Source organism: Salinimonas chungwhensis DSM 16280, from assembly GCF_000378185.1.
GTDB lineage: Bacteria > Pseudomonadota > Gammaproteobacteria > Enterobacterales > Alteromonadaceae > Alteromonas > Alteromonas chungwhensis.
This window is the reverse complement of the sequence record NZ_KB899379.1, coordinates 227,196-247,012: the sequence shown is the minus strand read 5'-3', so window position 1 is coordinate 247,012 and position 19,817 is coordinate 227,196. Positions and strand designations below refer to the sequence as shown.

17 protein-coding genes are annotated in these 19,817 nt (G+C 48.4%); 9 read left to right on the top strand and 8 right to left on the bottom strand.

Annotated features, from left to right (window positions below):
- Positions 1 to 28: 28 nt before the first annotated feature.
- A complete protein-coding gene (locus tag F458_RS0109420; protein WP_026294599.1) occupies positions 29 to 598 on the bottom strand; it encodes a manganese efflux pump MntP in 570 nt (189 codons plus the stop codon).
- A 291-nt stretch (positions 599 to 889) separates the two neighbouring features.
- Here F458_RS0109420 and F458_RS0109415 point away from each other — a divergent pair, with 291 nt between their 5' ends.
- Entirely contained in the window at positions 890 to 1,318 is a 429-nt protein-coding gene (locus tag F458_RS0109415; protein WP_018983161.1) for a ferritin-like domain-containing protein, read from the top strand.
- 211 nt (positions 1,319 to 1,529) lie between these two features.
- On the opposite strand, the gene F458_RS0109410 is transcribed toward F458_RS0109415, so the two are convergent.
- The 6 genes from F458_RS0109410 to F458_RS0109385 form a co-directional block, all read right to left on the bottom strand.
- The gene (locus tag F458_RS0109410) at positions 1,530 to 2,540 is read right to left on the bottom strand and encodes a sterol desaturase family protein (protein ID WP_018983160.1); all 1,011 of its coding nucleotides are present in this window, start codon (positions 2,538 to 2,540) and stop codon (positions 1,530 to 1,532) included.
- A gap of 20 nt (positions 2,541 to 2,560) precedes the next feature.
- Positions 2,561 to 4,771 carry a TonB-dependent receptor family protein gene (locus F458_RS0109405; protein ID WP_018983159.1) on the bottom strand — a complete coding sequence of 737 codons (2,211 nt, stop codon included), beginning with the start codon at positions 4,769 to 4,771 and terminating at the stop codon, positions 2,561 to 2,563.
- A gap of 13 nt (positions 4,772 to 4,784) precedes the next feature.
- Positions 4,785 to 6,008, bottom strand: a complete 1,224-nt coding sequence (locus F458_RS0109400) for an imelysin family protein (RefSeq protein ID WP_018983158.1) — start codon at positions 6,006 to 6,008, stop codon at positions 4,785 to 4,787.
- Positions 6,009 to 6,072: 64 nt separating this feature from the next.
- A complete protein-coding gene (locus F458_RS0109395) occupies positions 6,073 to 7,797 on the bottom strand; it encodes a DUF4856 domain-containing protein (protein ID WP_018983157.1) in 1,725 nt (574 codons plus the stop codon).
- A 687-nt stretch (positions 7,798 to 8,484) separates the two neighbouring features.
- On the bottom strand, positions 8,485 to 9,030 hold the full coding sequence (locus F458_RS0109390; protein ID WP_018983156.1) for a peroxiredoxin-like family protein: 546 nt from the start codon (positions 9,028 to 9,030) through the stop codon (positions 8,485 to 8,487).
- A 187-nt stretch (positions 9,031 to 9,217) separates the two neighbouring features.
- Positions 9,218 to 9,832, bottom strand: coding sequence for a Yip1 family protein (locus F458_RS0109385; protein ID WP_018983155.1), 615 nt, complete (start codon positions 9,830 to 9,832; stop codon positions 9,218 to 9,220).
- 244 nt (positions 9,833 to 10,076) lie between these two features.
- On the opposite strand from F458_RS0109385, the gene F458_RS19345 reads away from it, so the two are divergent.
- From F458_RS19345 to minE, 5 genes are all read left to right on the top strand, one after another.
- Positions 10,077 to 12,128 (top strand): GAF domain-containing hybrid sensor histidine kinase/response regulator, encoded by a 2,052-nt coding sequence (locus F458_RS19345; protein WP_018983154.1) that lies wholly within the window; start codon positions 10,077 to 10,079, stop codon positions 12,126 to 12,128.
- Positions 12,129 to 12,297: 169 nt separating this feature from the next.
- Positions 12,298 to 13,290, top strand: a complete 993-nt coding sequence (locus F458_RS0109375; protein ID WP_018983153.1) for a YihY/virulence factor BrkB family protein — start codon at positions 12,298 to 12,300, stop codon at positions 13,288 to 13,290.
- 166 nt (positions 13,291 to 13,456) lie between these two features.
- The gene (minC, locus tag F458_RS0109370) at positions 13,457 to 14,167 is read left to right on the top strand and encodes a septum site-determining protein MinC (RefSeq protein WP_018983152.1); all 711 of its coding nucleotides are present in this window, start codon (positions 13,457 to 13,459) and stop codon (positions 14,165 to 14,167) included.
- Positions 14,168 to 14,198: 31 nt separating this feature from the next.
- Positions 14,199 to 15,008, top strand: a complete 810-nt coding sequence (gene minD, locus F458_RS0109365; RefSeq protein WP_018983151.1) for a septum site-determining protein MinD — start codon at positions 14,199 to 14,201, stop codon at positions 15,006 to 15,008.
- A complete protein-coding gene (gene minE, locus F458_RS0109360; RefSeq protein ID WP_018983150.1) occupies positions 15,008 to 15,259 on the top strand; it encodes a cell division topological specificity factor MinE in 252 nt (83 codons plus the stop codon). The genes minD and minE overlap by 1 nt, the downstream gene beginning before the upstream one ends.
- A gap of 85 nt (positions 15,260 to 15,344) precedes the next feature.
- Here the strand turns inward: minE and F458_RS0109355 are convergent, their stop codons facing one another.
- Positions 15,345 to 16,886 (bottom strand): S10 family peptidase, encoded by a 1,542-nt coding sequence (locus F458_RS0109355; protein ID WP_018983149.1) that lies wholly within the window; start codon positions 16,884 to 16,886, stop codon positions 15,345 to 15,347.
- A 204-nt stretch (positions 16,887 to 17,090) separates the two neighbouring features.
- Between F458_RS0109355 and F458_RS0109350 the strand changes: the two genes are divergently transcribed.
- From F458_RS0109350 to upp, 3 genes are all read left to right on the top strand, one after another.
- The gene (locus F458_RS0109350) at positions 17,091 to 18,101 is read left to right on the top strand and encodes a zinc-dependent alcohol dehydrogenase family protein (RefSeq protein ID WP_018983148.1); all 1,011 of its coding nucleotides are present in this window, start codon (positions 17,091 to 17,093) and stop codon (positions 18,099 to 18,101) included.
- A 139-nt stretch (positions 18,102 to 18,240) separates the two neighbouring features.
- Positions 18,241 to 18,990 (top strand): class I SAM-dependent methyltransferase, encoded by a 750-nt coding sequence (locus F458_RS19340; RefSeq protein WP_018983147.1) that lies wholly within the window; start codon positions 18,241 to 18,243, stop codon positions 18,988 to 18,990.
- Positions 18,991 to 19,117: 127 nt separating this feature from the next.
- The gene (gene upp, locus F458_RS0109340; RefSeq protein ID WP_018983146.1) at positions 19,118 to 19,747 is read left to right on the top strand and encodes a uracil phosphoribosyltransferase; all 630 of its coding nucleotides are present in this window, start codon (positions 19,118 to 19,120) and stop codon (positions 19,745 to 19,747) included.
- The last annotated feature ends 70 nt before the right edge of the window (positions 19,748 to 19,817 follow it).

Here is a 19,817-nt window from a genome sequence, read left to right as displayed (position 1 = left end):
CCATGGCCTGGTTAGTCCTTTGGTTTTATCAGCTAAGATGGCTATACAAAATAGATGCACCAACAATAATTAATGTTATGCCGCCAAATATTTCTGCTTTATTCCCGATCATGCTGCGCAGACGATGACCAGCGAGGGTGCCCACCGTTACCATCGTAGTGGTCGCCAATCCGATAAGTAATGCAGCCAGCGCGATGCTGACATCTACAAAAGCCAGGCTAACGCCCACTGTCATCGCATCAATACTGGTACCAATAGCGATAAATATTGTCGCGCCAATGCTGTGCTGGGCCAGTGAGGAAGCGGGTTCTTCCGGCCCATCATTATCCCGCACGCTGTTTATAATCATATGAATACCAAGGACACTTAGCAGGGTAAACGCCACCCAATGATCCCATTGTTCGATAAAAACCGCGCCGGCAGTGCCTATCAGCCACCCTACAATGGGGGTTAACCCCTCAATACTGCCAAAAATAAGTCCGGTTTTAACCGCGTCTGTTAACCGGGGGCGTTCTAGCGACGCCCCACGACATAGCGATGCTGCAAAAGCATCTGTAGACATGGCAAATGCAAGCGCCACTAAAGCAAAAAAATTCATAGGCATGAGAAAACGATGATTTGCGGTATTGTCGCATAAAAGTCATCGTGGAAGTAAGTCACCCGTCCTTAAACAGGCCGGTCTTTTATGCGTATTAATTGTAGAATCTGACCAGTGCTCTGACCTTCCTTACAAAAAAATCATGACCAGACAAAAATTTACCGCGTTCACTCATCTTTAAATATCAATAAACCTTATGTAACGTCTCTTTTTAAACTACTTGCCCGCGTTTTGCATAGTTAACCTGCAGGAAAAATCTTAGTACACCGTAATTTATAGTAAGGAACAGCAATGGATAAAGGCGCAACAACTCTGAAAAAACTGTGCGAGCTGGATTTTGACGCGATTGAGGCTTACGAAGAAGCTATGCAGCGGCTGGAAGATAAAGATATAGCTGACAAGCTGGCTGAGTTCAGAAGCGATCATATGACGCATACTGATACTCTCAATAAGTTTTTAAAAGCCCGTGGAGAAGACGTCGTTGAAGGCCCTGACAGTAAGCGGGTGCTGACAGAGGGCAAGGTGGTAATAGCTGATTTGCTGGGTGACAAAGCCATCCTTAAAGCAATGATTGCCAATGAAAAAGTGACAGTTAAAGCCTACAAAGAAGCCAGTGACAATGATGCGTTGAGTCCAGATGAAAAAACCGAAATAGCAAGCTTTTATGAGGATGAGCAACGTCATCATGACTGGATAAAGACTCAAAGTGAAAAATTGTAAGTAAAAGCAAGATACTTCGTATAAAACGGGTCACGAACCGGGTAATTAGATTTTTTTCACGCGTGCAGCCCGGTTACTTTACCTCTTATCAATTCAGTGGTTTTGGTAAGTCAGTTCACAGTGAAGGGTAGCGCTAAATCGTAAAGGAACGTCCCATTTACTGAGACCTCCTGCTACCTGTGAAATACCACGGGTTGCATCAGTCGCCTTGTTACATCATTTTACCGGAGTTTGTGGCGACTGAAGGTGAGCTACCCTCGGACTTACGCCGCGATTTCAGGCGTTTTATCGTGTAGGCACTTGCCTCGCGAAAAGGGCTAATATACGCATCAGTAACAGTATGATGGCCGTGTTCGTGTCGACCTAACCCAAAACGCAGACGCATCGCAGGAGCTGAAATGATGAGTGAACCAAATAAGCGGTCCCAGACTGCCAGTGCCGTACCAAAATTTTTGTCAAAGTGCTGTGGGTTCGTGCTGTGATGGATCTGATGCTGAACCGGACTGATAAACCATTTTTCCAGCCTTCCCCAACGCCATTTAACATGAGAATGACGTAAGTTACTGCCCAGCACGTTGAACACAAAAACCAGCGCATTGGCACCCAGAATATCGAACATTGATAACGCGGTACCAAAAAAATAATAACACAGACCTACTGCCATGCCCTGCGCGATAGCCATGCGCGAGGCATATAAAAAGCTTTCAACAGGGTGAGAGCGGTATACTGTCATAGGCGTCAGCACCACCGCTGAATGATGAACTTTGTGAAAATGCCATAAAAACGGCACTTTGTGCATCAGCCAGTGCAGAAGGAAGCGGGTAAAGTCATCCAGCAAAAACAACACTACCGTGAAGGTTGTAATCACTATCATACTGTTTTCAGTAATAGGTGGCCGATAGCCGAACACAGTTTCGATAGCATCGCTGAGCCCGATAGCGATGGGCACCATGGTTAACACCACCGGCGCCCACAATAAGGCTCTGACGAGACGGTTAATAACATACAGTTTGTAGTCGAGCCGGGCCGACTGATGCCACCATATCTTGCGACTGAACAGCTGTTTCACTGCACCTTTATTGCCGGCGAACCCGTACTGGGCAGTCATAACTATCAGTCCAATGACTAACGCTCCGACCAGATAGCCGATAAAAAGCCTGCTGTTTGGATCCAATACGGCTTTTGCCATCTGGCCAAATTCAGTGAACAGCAGGTCGGTCATTTCTAACTCCTTTGGTTGGCTTAAAAGGCGTATTTTACGCCTACTTGCATTTGCCTGGACAGATTCGGTCGGGCGCCATACGGACGACGGCTGACTATATCTTCGTTATCCAGCAGGTTAGTGATTTTACCGTATAACCGGGCGGCCGGGGTCAACTGATAACCGGCTGAAAGATCGATATTAAACAAGGCATCGGTCTCTTTTCCGGCCAATGTACTATCGCGTACATCGCCGGTCAGCGTCTGCTGGGCCGACTCTGGCATGCTGTCAGAATAAGAGGCCAGCAGATTAACATCAACTTTTTCTCCCACCAGCCCGATATTTACTGAAAACATATTTTCAGCCAGATAGGGTACCGACGCCCCCTGCTCGACAAATCCCCACTGAGCAAACTCAGAATAGAATGTTTGTTGGAATTCTGACTGTGTATGGGTGTAGGTGATATTCAACGGTATGCGCCAGCCGCCGGTCAGGTTCCACTGACGCTGGTAGGCCGCTTCAAGGCCATAAACATCAACATCGCCGGCCTGAAAGGTCGTATCGGTATCACAGCCTGCCGAAATAGAGCATGACTCAATCAAGTTAGAGTAATCGTTGTAAAAACCAATAAGCTCAACGCGCTGATCCGATTGAATAAAACGCCATCCCGCTTCGAAGTTATCACTTTGTTCCACAGCTATCGAGGCAGACTGGATGGGACTGGTGGGCACGAAGCCCTGATGGAAACCAGCAAATACAGCATGCTTCGGCGTCACCTGATAAAAAACGCTGACGGCGGGTAACCAGATCCGTGTGGATTTATTCTGAAAGTCCTGCTCCCGGCCCGGTGCACGGTTTTGATATTCACCGTCAATAAACTCACCCCTGATCCCAGCAGTCAGAAGCACGTCTGCTAATGTGATTGTGTCACTGGCGTAAACCGAGACAGCATCAGTTTGTTCGGTATTTGTCGACGTGGGCACCGTCGGTTCGCCGGTTAGTGCAAGTGCCCCATCGCGCATAAAGTAGTTAGTGGCGGTGTGATTTCGCTGAATCTCATCGTCATGGTAGCGGGCACCCAAATCGACCTGGTGGGACAAGCCGGCAAAGCGCAAATCGAGGGTGGCGTCGATCTGCAGACCTTGTGAATAGTACTCACGGGCATTGTTCCCCAGGACAATTTTCTCGCGCACCGAGCTGTCTGCCTGGCCTGTCAATACCGCATAGTAGGGGGCGTTCCGGTCAGTATCCGGTGAGGTAAGAATCTCTTGCAACGTGGGTATTTGACCACCCAGGGAGCTTTCAAAACCATCTATTTTATTCCACGCCCGGTCAAAGTTGTTGCGATACAGGCGGGTGGTGATATCAAACCGATCACCGGCAATAAAGTGGGTCAGCTGAAGCTGGTTGTGCTCCCAGTCCATTTTGTCGCGTCCGGAGGCGGCATAGCGGCGATAAGGATCCTGAGCAAAATCGTCGTCGGTTAAACCTAAATAGGTTTCGTGGGAGGTCTCCTCACTGTAACCGCCCTTAATCTGAATGTACTGGTCAAACTTGGCTGTACTCAAATCGTACTTGTATTTCGCCATCAGATCGATTTTTTCGAAGCCGGTGTCCCCGCCATTATCCAGAGTCTTAAAACCGTCACTGCCGACCGCTATACCTTCAACTAAAAAGCCGTGTTTATCCACTGCATTGCCATAATAAGCGTGACTTTTATAATAGCCATCGGTGCCACCGGCAATATCTATCTCAGCAATCTGTTCAGTGGGTACCTGACGGGTGACCAGATTGAGCGCTCCGGCCACCGTGTTTGGGCCGTAGGCAATGGTGGAGGGACCTTTGGTAACTTCCACCGCAGTCATTTTGCTGACCATTGGAAAATAGTACGCAGCGGGGGCGGAGTAGGGCGCCGGGCCAATCAGGACCCCATCTTCCATGATATTGATTTTTTTGCTGCGCTCAGGCGTTACGCCCCGAAAACCAATATTAGGTCGCAGTCCAAAGCCATCTTCCTGACGGATATTAACGCCGGGAACGGTGGCCAGCACGCGGGCGATATCATCAAATTCATATGCTTCAAGCGCGGCTTCGTCGATCAGTGAGACAGAGCCAGCGGTAGTATCTAATTGTTGCTGGCTGCCAATAATACTGATGTGTTCTACACTGGCAGCGGCGGGCTCTGCCAGTGCCGAAGTATGGCAGGCTGCCGCTATAGCGGCAGCCAAAAGTCGGGTGACGTGTTTATGCATAAATACCAGTCTCTTAGTCGTTATCGCCGGCGGAGGTAGCCGGAAGTTCCAGGGCAAGACTCTGGATGAAATCAGTTTTTACCGTATCCGTGACCTCTTTTACTTCTGAGTGAAGCTGCTCTACCTGGTCAGGCTGTTCTGTTAAAAGTGTTGAGTACGGTCCATTGAGGCTTTGTGCAAAGGCGATGGCATTATCAATATCCTGCAGCAGACGGGTGGCGGTTTCCGTATCTCCCACATCGTTTAGAAAGTCATTGAATCCCACATTTTCGTCATCGCCACCCAGATAAACAGAGCGCAGGGCTGTTAAATTGGCGATAATATTTTGCAGTGAGTGATCAGCGTACGTTGACTCTGCATTTTGCGGGCAGGGGGAGGTTCCACAATCATTGGCAATGATTCCCACAGGTGTTGCAATCTTGGCGTCTTTGGTCACCTCAGTGATATAGAAAACCGCGTCGCTGATTTCGTTTACGGCGTCCAGTGAGACTGCAAACTGACTATCCGGGAGGCCGGCATTTTTGAGCACCTGACCATACCCCTGTTCGCCTTCAAAGGCACTTACCAGGGTTTGGGCGTTAGTCACCAAATCAGCGGTCAGACGCTGAGAATAGGCGCAGCGTGCCTCGCGACGATCCTGGTCGGTACGATTGTTCCAGCCTTCCGGAGCGGTGCCGGCTACCGTGCACTGATGGTTCAGGTTAGTGTTAAACAGGGTGTACTCCAAGGCATCCAGGCCTCGGCGACTGGGTGTACGGGTAGTCAGGTCGTAGTCGTCAGCTTCGGCCAGTACGACATCCTGATCTATTGCGCACGCACTGACATTAGGCCAGGAGTAAATCTTATTTCTCAGGGCATAGCCATTTTCAGCCAACGGACCAATTTGCATAACCTCAGCCAGTTGCCATGTGGTCATCGCGCCTCGCCAGCTGTCCTGCGCCTGAGATAACGCATCACTGGCACTGGTATCAGGCGCACTGAGGGTATCACAATAATTGTTCACGGTAGTCTGCAATGCGGTTGCATCATTGGCAAACTGGTTATAAGTAGGCAACAGGACGTTATCGACCAGCGACGCCAGCAGCAATGACTCGTTAAAGTTATTGTCTACCGGTTGGGCAGGGTCACTGCTGTTACCATATTGTGCACCGCTGTCGCTGCTGGTGCTCTCGCCACACCCGGTGAGCAGGCCAGACAGGGAAAGGGCTACCGTGCTAAGCACAAACATGCGTTTCATGTGTAAACTCCAAAGATAAAAAAACACCGCAGCCAGTGATGACCGCGGTGTCTGTTACATCAAATTACCAGTTGGCAACATTTTCACTGTCAAAGCTGTAAGCAGCTTGCAGAATATCCCGGGCTTGCAGTAAGTCCGCCTGATACGCGGCTATTGCCTCAGCATCCGTCATTACCGGCTTGTCGCCCATCAACCCGTGCATTTGCGCAAATTGTTCATCGGTAACCGGTGAGAACGGGTTAAACTGAAGCCCCAGTGCAAAGCCTTTCATTTCAGACCAGTGCTTGGCTAAGTCGCTGTAGCTGAAATCATCGGTACCAATGGCATCCAGGTCGGCGTTAGTATCATTAATATAATGCACTACGGTCGCCGCAATAGCGCGCTCCCATGCATCCAGAGCGTTATCGCGATAGCCTTCCAGCTCTTCCATTTGAGCCTCAGTCAACGATGTGCCGGCGGTGCTGTTTAACAATTCCCGGCCCTGCAAAAAGGCAGTCATTGCCTGCATTGTGTAATCAATATCTGTAGTGGCGCCCAAATCCCGCTTCGCGGCATTTGTAGACTGACCAAAGTTGTATTCAGCGTTAAAATCAATGGCATTATCGCCATCGGTATCGTGATAACCCTGCCAGTCGTCACGACCCCCTTTACTTGCAATTTCTTCGTCGCTGTACTCAAGATAATCACGGGCGGCGCCAAAATAACCAAAGCCTTCGTCGAACTGATGCTCCAAAGCGGTATAGTTTTCATCGCTGTTGGTGTGATCAGATAACAAGCCTTTGCCGTCGGTATCGTTATCCAGATAATCGTCGGCTGCCTGACTGTAAGCCACAGACATCAGCAAAAATTTCTGAATAAGTTGTTTTAAATCGCGACCGTCGGTAGTCAGATAAATTTTTGTAATGTCATCACCAAAAGGGTCCTGGCGCAATGACCCACCGAGCTGTGCGGCGGCATTGTCTGCAAGTTCATCAAAGAAACTGCGCACCAGACCTTCAGGTGTAGTGCTACCGGCTTCTCCCCAGCCCACGAACTCACCGTTATTCCAGTCTTTGTGCTGACCGACTGCATCATTGCCGGCAATTTTACCTACCAGGTTTTTGCTCGAAGAGGAAACATCAGCCAGAGTACGTTGAACGGCATCCGGGTCGGTCGAAGTCAGCAGGTCACGGGCCGCCAGGGCATCGTAGTCGGCAACATCAAAATAAGAGTTGAGCGCTTCAATCACAGCATCGCGGGTAGTGAAGTTGCCATCTGTATCAAACGCCGCTGTATCTCCTAATTGTGTATCAATCAGAATGTTTAAGTCATTTATTAACAGGTGGCGGGCTATCTGGCCGTTATAAGAAACCGCTGATTCGCCATTTACAAATGCACTTTCAAAATCATAAAAATCCAGCGCATCCTCGACAGCAATAGTCAGGGTTTTGGTAAAGCTTTCATCTTCACTGTCGGTTACCGTGATCTCTACGTCAACACTGGTCTGAGATTCAAAGTCAAACGCCACACCTTCTGCCAGCGAAAGGGTATTACCGCTGATGGAAAACTGATCATTATCGGTGCTAAAAGTAAATGTTTCACCACTGTCAGCATCGGTTGCGCTAAGCGTGCCTATTTCTGCGCCGGCCTCATTTTCATCTACACTGGCAGAAGATAATGAGATATCAGTAGGCGCTGAGTTCGCTGGAGGTGCAGGTTGTGGGTCATCACCGTCAGAGGAACTACCACCACATGCGGATAGCAAAAGGGAGCTTGTTACGGCAACAGCCAACAGTTTTTTATTAAACATTCCTTACTTCTCTTGTTAACTTGAGTGAAGCAAGACTATAACAGCTTACAATTGAGAATCAATATCATTCGCAATGGTTTTTGCGTCTGATTCTTGTTCTTTTTTGACTAGCTGCTGTTTGTAGTGAACCGTTACACTGTATCCGTGTTGCAGAACAGTTTGTTATTCACGAATCTAAAAAAGAGGGTCAGAGACAGCGAAAGGGGAATACAGCAGGAGATACAGGACACCCATAACAGGGCAGGAGATACAGGACACCCACAACAGGGGGATAAAGCGCGCGGCACTGGACACCCACTACATGGACGACGCAGCAGCGCGCGGCTCGAGACACCCACTGTGCGCCACTGGACATCCACTACATTACACATCGCCATTATCGCGCAAAACCTCGCATCGACAGGCTATTTGCTATATTTTCAGCACCTGACGCGCCCGTCGTGGGCTTGAATATTTTATTATGCCATTACGGCGAAGACCATTTTCCATCGGTGCCAGGGTGACTTATTTAGTGCAGATTTACAGAATGCTTTGTCCCGGAACGTTACTTAAGCTGTCTGGAAGTTGGTGATTAAAACCGACAACGCATTAAAAACTTAAAGGAGCCCCGGCAAAGCGATAAAAAAGCGCGCAAAGGCACTTTTTTATCTAACTAACTGGTGTGTCAGACGCACTGGCAATAAATTATTATTGATGAGTGCCGCGTACCGGATAATCATTGTCCGGTTTTCTGACAAACTGCAATCCCTCCACCAGAATATCGATATCAGGTCGTGAAAAGGGAGCATTAGAAATATCTACGATACGAATCCTGCCATCTCGCTCAACCACAAATGTTGCAGGTTCTGCAAAAGGATGATCAGTTTCCTCTGGCGACCGCGGGTCAGAGATATACAGCCCCAGTTTTTTCATATCATCTTCGTTTAACCCGTAACATATTGTGAAGTCTAGTGATAAATCATCAAGATGGGCCTCCAACTGCGCTTTGCTGTCGGCAGAGACGGCGATAACATCGACTCCGGCATCTACCAGCTTGTTCTTCTGCTTGCCAAGTTTATTTAGAAACTTGGTGCAGATAGGACAGTGCTTACCCCGGTAAATAATTACCAACTGCCAGTCGGTGCCTTCGGCAGGTTGACCAAGTGTGTGAGATTTACCATGTAAGTCTGTGACTGATATAGCGGGAAATGTGCTGTTCGCCTGTAACTTCTGCGAAAACTCTGATTGCGTCATGTCGCTCCTTTTCCTGTTTTTAACCAACATTGTACGTTGACGTTGGCGGCTAAATGGTACTTGCACTATTCCCTACGCCACGGCTTATGAATCGGTGCATCAACATGCAGGTAAAAAGACGATCATGAAGTACTTTTAAGAAAAAGATAGCGCCACCCTGGCAGCGCTATCTTTGGGGATATTTAGGTTAGTGCAAAAATTTCCAGACGATACTGTGTTCAGAACCCATACTCCACAGTAACACCACTGCCATGAGCAACACTTCAAGGAGTAAAACCCCGATGGCAAGCATAGTGCTTGAAAGAATAAAACCTTCTTTGTTGCTGATTCCCAAAAAGTTTGGTGTACCCTGATAAAGCAAATAGGCGGTGTAACAAATACCGGCTATGCACGCCAGCGCGCACACCCAGATAATAGGGTAAATGGCGAACAACCCACTTAAAAACATCGGAGTCGCAATGTAGCCTGCAAACACAATACATTCGTGTCGGGATGGGCGGGTAGGGAATTTGCGCGCCAGCCAGTGAATCAAACTGCCTACTGCAGCGACAGCCAGCAATATCATGGCATAAAAACACACACCGATAAGCAGGCCGGTTTCAAATGACACCTGAATGGTGTCATTCTGGCCACCCAGCGACCAGCCAAATTGTGTCGTGCCGATAAAAGAACTTACCACTGGAATTAACGCCATCCAAAGAACATGATGCATGTAAAGGTGCGAGACCGTTTCATGCTCTTCATTAATAGAACGCCACTCTCTATCAGGATGATGTAACAGCCCCCACAGATGATTACTCATTGGCTTCTCCTACGTTGCTCATTATTCACATCTTTTTAACAATATACGTAAGATGTCCTGAATGTGTAGGACGATAATTGTATAAAAAACCATCTATAAAGAACTGTTGGATATAAACGGTGTCGGCCAGGTAGACCTGGCGGGTGGAATTTTTACCGCAAATTACGGGTTTAAGCGGTGCATTGGCGATAGGTATACACTACACTAAGCTATGATGAGTAAATTGATGTAACCGGTTGCTGCTATGCTGAAAGAACTGCACGAACTGACGTCAGATGAAACGCTGAGCTTCGAGCAAAAAACACGCGCAATTTTAAAGCTTGGGCTGGAAGAATTTCAGCAGGATCATGGCATCGTGAGTTTCATCAGCGATGATACCTATACAATTAAATATGTTGTCTCAGATGATCCCGGTCTTAAGCCCGACTTAACCTTTGCAGTTGGCGAAACCTATTGCTGGCATACGCTTCAGGCAGATAATGCGATAGCTTTCTCTCACGCCGGTACTATCGACTCAGTAGCCACCCACCCGTGTTATAAAAATCTTGGTTTGGAAAGTTATATTGGCGCGCGCATCACAGTGATGGGTGAGTTGTATGGGACGCTTAACTTTTCTTCAGCTTCGCCGCGTCCTGAACCTTTTACCTCAGAGCATATTGATTTTATCAATTTGTTTGCCCAGTGGATTGGTGTCGAACTGTCCCGCGTTATCGAACAGCAGAAGCTCAAACAGCGCATTGAACTTCAGCAGCAGATGGAAGAAATGGCATTGATAGGCGGTTGGGAAGTCGATTTGGAAAATAACCATATTTTCTGGACTGAACAAACCCGCAGAATTCATGAAGTGCCAGATGATTATGAACCAGATTTGGCCACTGCTATTGAGTTTTATGTCGAAGGCGAATCCCGGGACGCAATTTCTGATGCGCTGGCAGAAGCCATGGCTACCGGTACGCCCTGGAGTCTGGAAGTCCTGATTCGCACCTATACCGGTAACCTTAAATGGGTGGCCACACAGGGTCGAACGGAGTTCAAAGACGGTCAGTGTGTACGAATACTGGGGGCTTTTCAGGATATTGACGCGCAGGTCTCTTTGCGCAATGAACTTATCGAGAAACGCAATGAAGCAGAGCGGTTACTGAAAGCCCGCAGCGCCATGATCGGCAAAATAAGTCATGAACTGCGCACGCCGATCAACGGCATTGCCGGCATGCTGCAAACGCTGGTGGGAGAGAGCAATCAGGATATCATTGAGAGTCGCGTGGCGATCGCCATGCGCAGTGCGGATTTGTTGGTGAGACTGGTTAACGATGTGCTGGATTACTCAAAGGTGGAGTCTGGACAGCTGGAGCTGGAAGACGTTGCTTATTCGCCCAAAAATATTTTTGATGATTTGTATTATCTTTACGAGCCCCTGGCCCGTAAAAAGGGCATCGAAATGACCGTTGAGGCCAAAATTCCTGATGGTCTCAGAGCGCTGGGTGATCCCGGTCGCATGACACAAATCTACTCTAATCTGATTAACAATGCGGTGAAATTCACTGATAAAGGCAAAGTCAGTCTCACGGCGCGCGTAAAGGAAAAAGATGATCAGAATATGCTCTCGGTGACTGTCACAGATACCGGTATCGGCATGAGTGAGCAGGCCATTGAGAGCCTTTATCAGCCATTTAAACAAGGCAATGCGGGGATCTCGTCCAAATACGGTGGCTCCGGGCTGGGATTTGCTATTGTCAAAGAGCTTTGCGATGCATTTGGTGGTACGCAGAAAGTAAGTAGTCGCGAGGGCGTGGGAACCCGCATAGTGATTGAGCTACCCCTAAAGCCCCTCAATCAGGAAGAGATGGCGCAGGAGGATTACATTGGCCCGGAAAATAGCAGCTTCGAGCATATTAAATTGCTGGTGGTGGATGATAACGAAATTAACCGCCTGGTCATGGAGTCGCTGCTGTCCCAATTACAAATCAGTGCAGATTATGCGGTCAATGGTTTAGAAGCGCTCAATTGCATTGAACGCGCCTCAGAGCCTTACACACTCGTACTGATGGATTGTGAAATGCCGGTAATGGACGGTATTGAGGCTACACAGGTGATTAAGGATACCTATACCAATAACAGCAAAATGTTCATTGTGGCCATGACTGCTGATACCTCTGACTTGAATCGTCAGGCATGTCTGAAAGCCGGAATGGACGCCTTTTTAAGTAAACCTATTAAGCTTGACGCACTGCGCAGCGTACTTAATGAGGTGGCTTTCCCTCAGATTACCGCAGCATCCTTTACCGGCCAGCGCTGAAGAATCTACCCAATAGTAACATAATCTCCTCCTGCCGCCTGTGCGCGACATCCGCCGGGAGGAGATGCCCAAATTCTGCACTTTTCACCCCTTCTGATTAGCGTAAAAGTAATCTTTTAGTGCCTGTTCAGATGTACAACTAAGCAGAATATAAAAATATGAAATTATGATGAGTTCGAAAATAAATTTTGGTGCCGACTCTGCCCTGCATTTTCCGCTAAAAAGCTGGTGGCACATTTGCAAACGGGTATTTACCAAAAACCAAGAGCACAACTTGCCGATTATTGCTGCCGGTGTGGCGTTCTACTTTCTGTTAGCCATATTCCCGCTGCTGGGTGCTGTTATTTCCTTTTACGGACTGATGGTGTCACCGGAAGAATTGCGGGAGCACATGGCTATGTTAGTCGATGTGGTGCCCTCTCAAAGCCGCTACATTCTTGAGGAGCAGCTTAAAAACCTGACTGAGAAATCCAGTTCTACCCTGAGCTGGGGATTGCTGCTGTCCATCGTTATTTCGTTGTGGAGTAGCAGTAAGGGCGCCAACGCGTTGATAACAGCGTGTAATATTACTTATAACGAAGCCAAGGGCCGCAACTTTTTTAAAGGACTGGTGGCCCGTATGACCGGCACTACCAGCATCATTTTGACCATCATTGTTGCGCTGGCGCTGATTACAGTGGTACCCAAGTGGATAAACTGGATCTCAGCGGGCTACATCTCGACCAGCCATGCAAACTTTATTACCCTGCCGGTAATGCTGTTGTTGTTTAACGCCAGTTTATCGGCCTTGTACCGCTATGGCCCTCACCGCCGGCCGGCTAAGTGGCGCTGGGTAACAATCGGTTCAATTTTGGCTACCGTACTATGGATAATGGCCTCTTACGGGTTCTCATTTTATTTGAGCGAGTTTGCCAGTTATAACAAAACCTATGGTTCTGTGGGCGGAATTATAATTCTACTGATGTGGTTGTATTTAAGTGCCTACATCATTTTGCTCGGGGCGGAGATTAATGCCGCCATTGAGCTGCAGACGACTGCCGATAGCACGGTGGGTGAAGACAAACCCAAAGGTGACCGTGGTGCATTTGTGGCCGATCACACACCCGAGGATGTGCGCGAAATGGAAGCCCAGGAAGCCTCTCCCTATCAGCAAAAAGACTGATTAATTATTATTTCCCTATAAACGCTGATTTATTGAGCAATTACGTCAATCCAGTCCTTCTGCCTATTGCTGTAGGGCTGGAATTTGATAGAGTTGACGGCCTTAGTCTATAGATTAACCATGTTCACTGGCCGGTGCGCTTGCCGGTGACTTTCAGGATACACGAATGGCAGAGCAATGCTTTCGGATGAAGGGCACAACGCTTACCAGCATTGTGCTCGATATAATAATGTTTGACCCTGATGAATTTGATAAGCAACTGGCGGCAAAAGTCGCCAGTGCGCCCCAATTCTTTACACGTTCCTCATTGATTATTCAGCTTAGCTGCGCAATTGACGCAACAGCGTTTGAATTATTGGTGACGCTGTGTCGCAAACATCAGCTTCAACCTATGGCGGTAAAAGGCCAGGTAGGCGATTTGCGCGAAACGATCAACGATTTAGGTTTATCTGATATCAGTCAGAGTAAAGCCACAGAAAGCGAGCTTTCACCGGCGGATGAGTCTCAGTCACAAACGCAGAAACCAGCAGGAGCTAAACCTGAAGTTAATAAAACCCGGGTGGTAGCGCGGCCGGTTCGTTCCGGCCAGCAGGTATACGCTGAAGGTGGCGATCTGATTATTCTGGCGGCAGTCAGCGAAGGTGCCGAAATTCTTGCCGATGGCAATATTCATGTATATGGCACTATGCGGGGACGCGCCCTGGCGGGCGTCAAAGGAGATACTGAAGCACGAATCTTTTGTCAACAGATTGAGGCAGAATTACTCTCTATCGCTGGCCGGTTCGTCATGCAGGAAACGATTCAAACACAGTGCTGGAAAAAACCAGCTCAGGCATATTTGGAAGAGGATGCGTTACTGGTCACCGAACTTGGGTAGGTGCCTGACGTTTTCGTCGAGGAAAAGGTAGATGGCAAAGATAATCGTTGTAACCTCTGGTAAAGGGGGTGTAGGAAAAACAACATCAAGTGCGGCAATAGCAACAGGGCTTGCCTTACAGGGACACAAGACTGTAGTAGTGGATTTTGATGTAGGTCTGCGTAACCTTGACTTGATCATGGGCTGTGAGCGGCGTGTTGTGTATGACTTCGTAAATGTCATCAACAAGGAAGCATCACTGAATCAGGCGTTGATTAAAGATAAGCGCACCCCAGGCTTGTTCATCTTGCCGGCGTCACAGACCCGGGATAAAGATGCACTAACAATGGATGGCGTGCAGACAGTATTGAATGACCTGAGTAAGGACTTTGAATACATCATTTGCGATTCACCGGCCGGCATCGAGCAGGGCGCTCAAATGGCGCTTTATTTTGCTGATGAAGCCATTGTGGTGACAAACCCGGAAGTCTCTTCTGTGCGGGATTCAGACCGCATCCTGGGTATTTTACAAAGCAAATCCATGCGTGCTGAGCAAGGTAAAAGTGTTAAAGAACACCTGTTGTTGACCCGTTATAATCCACATCGCGTAGCAACCGCAGAGATGTTAAGTGTCGCTGATGTTGAAGAAATTCTGGCAGTGCCTTTGTTAGGTGTCATCCCCGAGTCAGAAGCGGTGTTGGCTGCATCCAACCAGGGCGCTCCCGTTATTCTTGACCAGGACTCCACTGCCGGTCAGGCCTATTCAGATGCGGTGCGTCGCTTAACCGGCGAAACAGTAGAGCATCGCTTTCTGGAAGCTCAGAAGAAAGGCTTCTTTAAGCGGCTGCTTGGAGGAAAATAATGGGAATTTTTGACTATCTGCTAAAAAAGGGAAAGCCCAACTCAGCCGCCGTGGCAAAAGAGCGTCTGCAAATCATTGTGGCACATGAACGCCGCAAGCGTACCGAGCCTGATTACCTGCCGATGATGCAAAAGGAAATTGTAGAGGTTATACGCAAGTATGTTCAGATTGCCGATGATCAGGTGTCAGTGCAAGTTGAAGACAGTGATGATTGCAGTGTACTTGAGCTGAATATTACCTTACCGGAGTAAGCAGACCGTACGCGTGATTCATTTCTGCCATTAAAAAAGCGCTTCATTGAAGCGCTTTTTTTGTCTCTACTGAACGGATCCGCGATTAACGCATATAGCGGGCTGGCTCACCCTCGTCAGGAATGGTGGCACTGATAAACTCTCGGATATGATCATTCGCCGATTTAAGATCTTCTTTGCGCAAATACATCATATGCCCGCTACGATATCCTTTAAAGCTGAGTCGATCTTTCATCTTACCGCTGGGATCAAGCTGCCACATTGTATACTTAGCATCAAAATAATTAGTTGCACCATCATAATAACCAGACTGAATCATTACGTTAAGGTAGGGGTTAGCCGCCATGGCACTGCGTAAATTTTCGCCCGTGCTGTTATCGGAGCGATCCCAGGGATGAACTGAGCCGAACATATTATATTTAACGTCAGTATCGAATTTCAGCTCGTTTTTCAGATAGTAATTAATGGCCGGGGTAAATGAGTGCAGCCAGGAGGACAGCTCTGCATTATAATCGGGGCTGGCGCCCGTATCCTGCTTATCGATACCCAGGTAACGACTATCCAGCCGACCAATCGTTTTACCTTCATCCCGCAATAGCTCTTTCCAGAAAAAGCGGGTGCTGACGTCCAGATTATTACGGGCTATCGCCGTTTCGCTCAAACCGGAATAGCGTGCCATCTGACGCACTACATCCTGTTTTTCTTTATCACCGATAAAACCACCACGGCTGAGTGCCGGTGTCAGCGTTTCAAGGGTAAACGTCTCCACTTCCTGCAGAAAGGCTTCCAGCTCCATCTGTTGATATTCAGCCGGTAATTTCTTGTGGTGCCAGGCCGCCGCGGCAAAATAGGGCAGGCGGTTAGCCGCTTCCACCACACCATCACGGGCAATCCCCAGTTCAGTCGGGGAGACCAGGATTACACCATTTAAGTACATCCACTGCTGATTTTGCAGTGCCAGTGCCAGACCGGATACGCGGGTTGTACCATAGCTTTCCCCGATCAGATACTTAGGTGCACGCCAGCGATTCTGCCTGGACACAAAAGTATTAATCCACTCAGCTAGATATTCCACATCGGCATTGACGCCAAAGAACATTTCTTTTTGTTCTTCTTTAGATGGCATTTCACCTTCAGCATTTGGCAACACCCGGCTATAGCCGGTGTTGACCGGATTAACATACACAATGTCAGCGACATCCAACACCGAATGTGGATTAGTTTTCAATCCATAGGGCTGTACCGGGTAGCCTTCGTCATCAACATTAAGCACCTTCGGGCCGGTGTAGGCAATGTGCATCCACACAGAGGCGGACCCGGGTCCACCGTTAAAGCTAATCAACAAGGGGCGCGTGTCGTTGTTGTCAGTATCCGTGCGCTCATAATAGGTATATTGCAACGTTGCTATAGCATCACCGTTATCATTCCAGACCGGCTGCATACCTGCCTGTGCACGATACTCAACGCGCTCACCACCAATTGTGGTCTGATGCTTTGTTTCCACCGCCATTTCGGTGGCGATTTTACGGCCGTAGTCTGACGGTGTTTTTTCCTGAGCAAGTGTGTGGGGAGAAATACCCAGCGTAAGGCTGGCAGTTGCTGCCAGTACATATCCCTTCCAAGTCATAAAACCTCGTATTTTTCTGTTTATCCTGACTGTATTTACAGCCTGTTTTAACGCTATCTTAACAAAAGTGTCGAGCAGAGGCGCGTTATTTACCGGCTTTTGTCAGTGCTTGGTCGAACAATTCCATGCCGACATAATCAAATATCCATTTATATATGTAACAACCCTACGACGTATTTTTCTGGTCAATTGAAAGAGGCGCTTATGAAACAGATCGAAACAGGTAATCCGGATAAAGGGCTGGACGGGCTCAAAGTCAATGACGTGGCTCCGCCACCGGAACCTAAAGATGATGAAATTATGGTGCAATTACATGCGTCATCGCTGAACTATCACGATTACGGTGTAGCCAGTGGCACCATGAAAGCCCCTGAAGGCCGCATTCTTATGTCTGATGGCGCCGGTGTTGTGAAAGCAGCCGGCAGTAATGTGAAAGCCTTTAAAGAAGGCGACAGCGTAGTATCAGTCTTTTTCCCTGACTGGCAAACAGGCGGGCCGACAGTAGGCGATTTTAGCAGAACACCCGGTGATGGCATCGATGGGTATGCCCGTGAATTTGTAACTGTTCCGGCAAGCTGGTTCACGCGGGCCCCGAAAAACTGGCAGCATAATCAGTCCGCCACGATTACCACTGCCGGCCTGACCGCCTGGCGAGCGCTGGTGGTAGAAGGTAACCTCAAACCTGGTGATACCGTGTTGCTGCTGGGGACAGGCGGCGTGTCAGTGTATGCATTACAAATCGCCAAAGCGATGGGCGCGCGGGTTGCCATTACTTCATCCAGCGACGAAAAACTGGAAAAAGCGAGGAGCATGGGCGCAGACTTTACGGTCAACTATAAAACAGACGAGAACTGGGGTAAAACCGTTCTTGAATGGACCAATGGGTACGGCGTCGATCATGTGGTGGAAGTTGGCGGACCAGCGACGCTGGGCCATTCAATAAAAGCCACGCGGGTTGGCGGCAGTATCGTACTGATTGGGGTGCTCACCGGAATCGGCGGGGAAGTGCCCACCGCATTGTTGATGCGCAAACAAATCCGGCTGACGGGCGTTATTGTAGGTAGCCACCAGCATCAGAATGATTTTGTTAATGCCCTTGAAACGCTGGATATTGAACCGGTCATAGATAAGTCTTTTGCTCTGGATGATTTGGCTGATGCATTCAGGTATGAAGCGTCCGGGCAACACTTTGGCAAAATCGTGGTGGATTACTGAGGCGTAAAATAAACACACCGGGCGGCGGGGGACACCCGCTGGCCTGTCAGTGAGACTGGCTTATCTGCGGCAGTGCTGTGATAAATTGTCTACGCTTAATATTACGCGCTATCGTATGTAGATAAACGGAGAAAGTCGGTTGGCTCTGCAACTTGTTACAGATTCCTCACATGAAAAAAAGCTGCTTGAGAGATACATCAGCTCGCGGGCAAAACCGGACTCAACCCTACAGATACTGGAAGCAGGATGCGGTAACAAATGGCAACTGGCCTTACCGGATTTATGTTATTCATTATCCGGCGTGGATTTGGATGAAGAGGCGCTGCTATTACGCCAGCGCAACCATAATGATCTGGATACGGTTATTGTGGGCGATTTGCGCTCGGTAAATCTACCTGAGCACCAATACGATATAATTTACACCGCCTATGTTCTCGAGCATGTCGCTGATGTGCCCAGGGTGCTGGATAATTTCAACAGGTGGCTGAAACCTGGTGGCCTGCTGGTGATAAAGGTACCGGACCGTGACACCGTCTATGGTTTTGTTGCCAGAAACACGCCTCACTGGCTGCACGTGTACTATTATCGCTGGATAAAGGGCAACAAAAACGCGGGTAAACCCGGCTATCTGCCATATCCTACAGTCTATGATAAGGCATTGGGTCGTCACCAAATGACGCAGTTTTGCCACCGTGAAGGTCTGCATCTGATGGCAATGCTGGGTAAAAATAATTATCTGCGAAAGCGGTCAGCCAGAGACCGTGCGATCCGGGTTTTTGTTCGCCTGATTCATTTATTTTCTTTTGGTCGTCTGGCCTGGCATTACAATGATTTGATCTTCATCATAGAGAAACCCACCGCTCTCAGCGACGAACATACTGCCGGCTGACGTTTATTTTACACCATAGCCAGCAATATGGTCGAAATATAAAGATAAATCAGGATAATAACGCTACAACTGATCATTACGAACACGCTCTTGCATACGCAAGGGCATCGCGAATCTGGAGACCATCATGGCCGTGCATGAAATTAATCATCCGCTCATTCAGCATAAGCTGGGTGTAATGCGTGAGGCAAACCTGAGCAGTAAAGATTTTCGACAGCTTGCCAGTGAAGTTGGCAATCTGCTTACTTATGAAGCCACCCGGGATTTGCAAACAGAGACCGCGACCATAGAAAGCTGGTCAGGTGATAATATTGAAGTGGAAAAAATCAAAGGTAAAAAAATTACCGTGGTACCTATCCTCAGAGCGGGACTGGGGATGCTGGACGGTGTCATGGAATTAATCCCCAATGCCAAAATTAGCGTGGTAGGACTTTACCGTAATGAAGAAACGCTGGAGCCCGTGGCATATTTCGATAAGGTCGTGAAAGATATTGACCAGCGTACTGCACTGATTGTCGATCCCATGCTGGCCACCGGCGGGACCTTGATTGCAACTATCGACTTGCTCAAGCAACGTGGTTGTCAGCATATAATGGGTCTGTTTTTAGTGGCGGCTCCCGAGGGCATAAAAGCGGTTAATGACGCCCATCCGGATGTGGATATTTTTACCGCTTCGGTAGATGATAAGCTGGATAGTAACGGGTACATCTTACCCGGGCTGGGCGATGCAGGAGATCGGATTTTCGGCACCCGCTAAACTGTGCTATGCAGCCCGACACTGGTAGTCTGTGCTTGTAGCGACGGCTGTTAGTTGCAAAATATGTAAA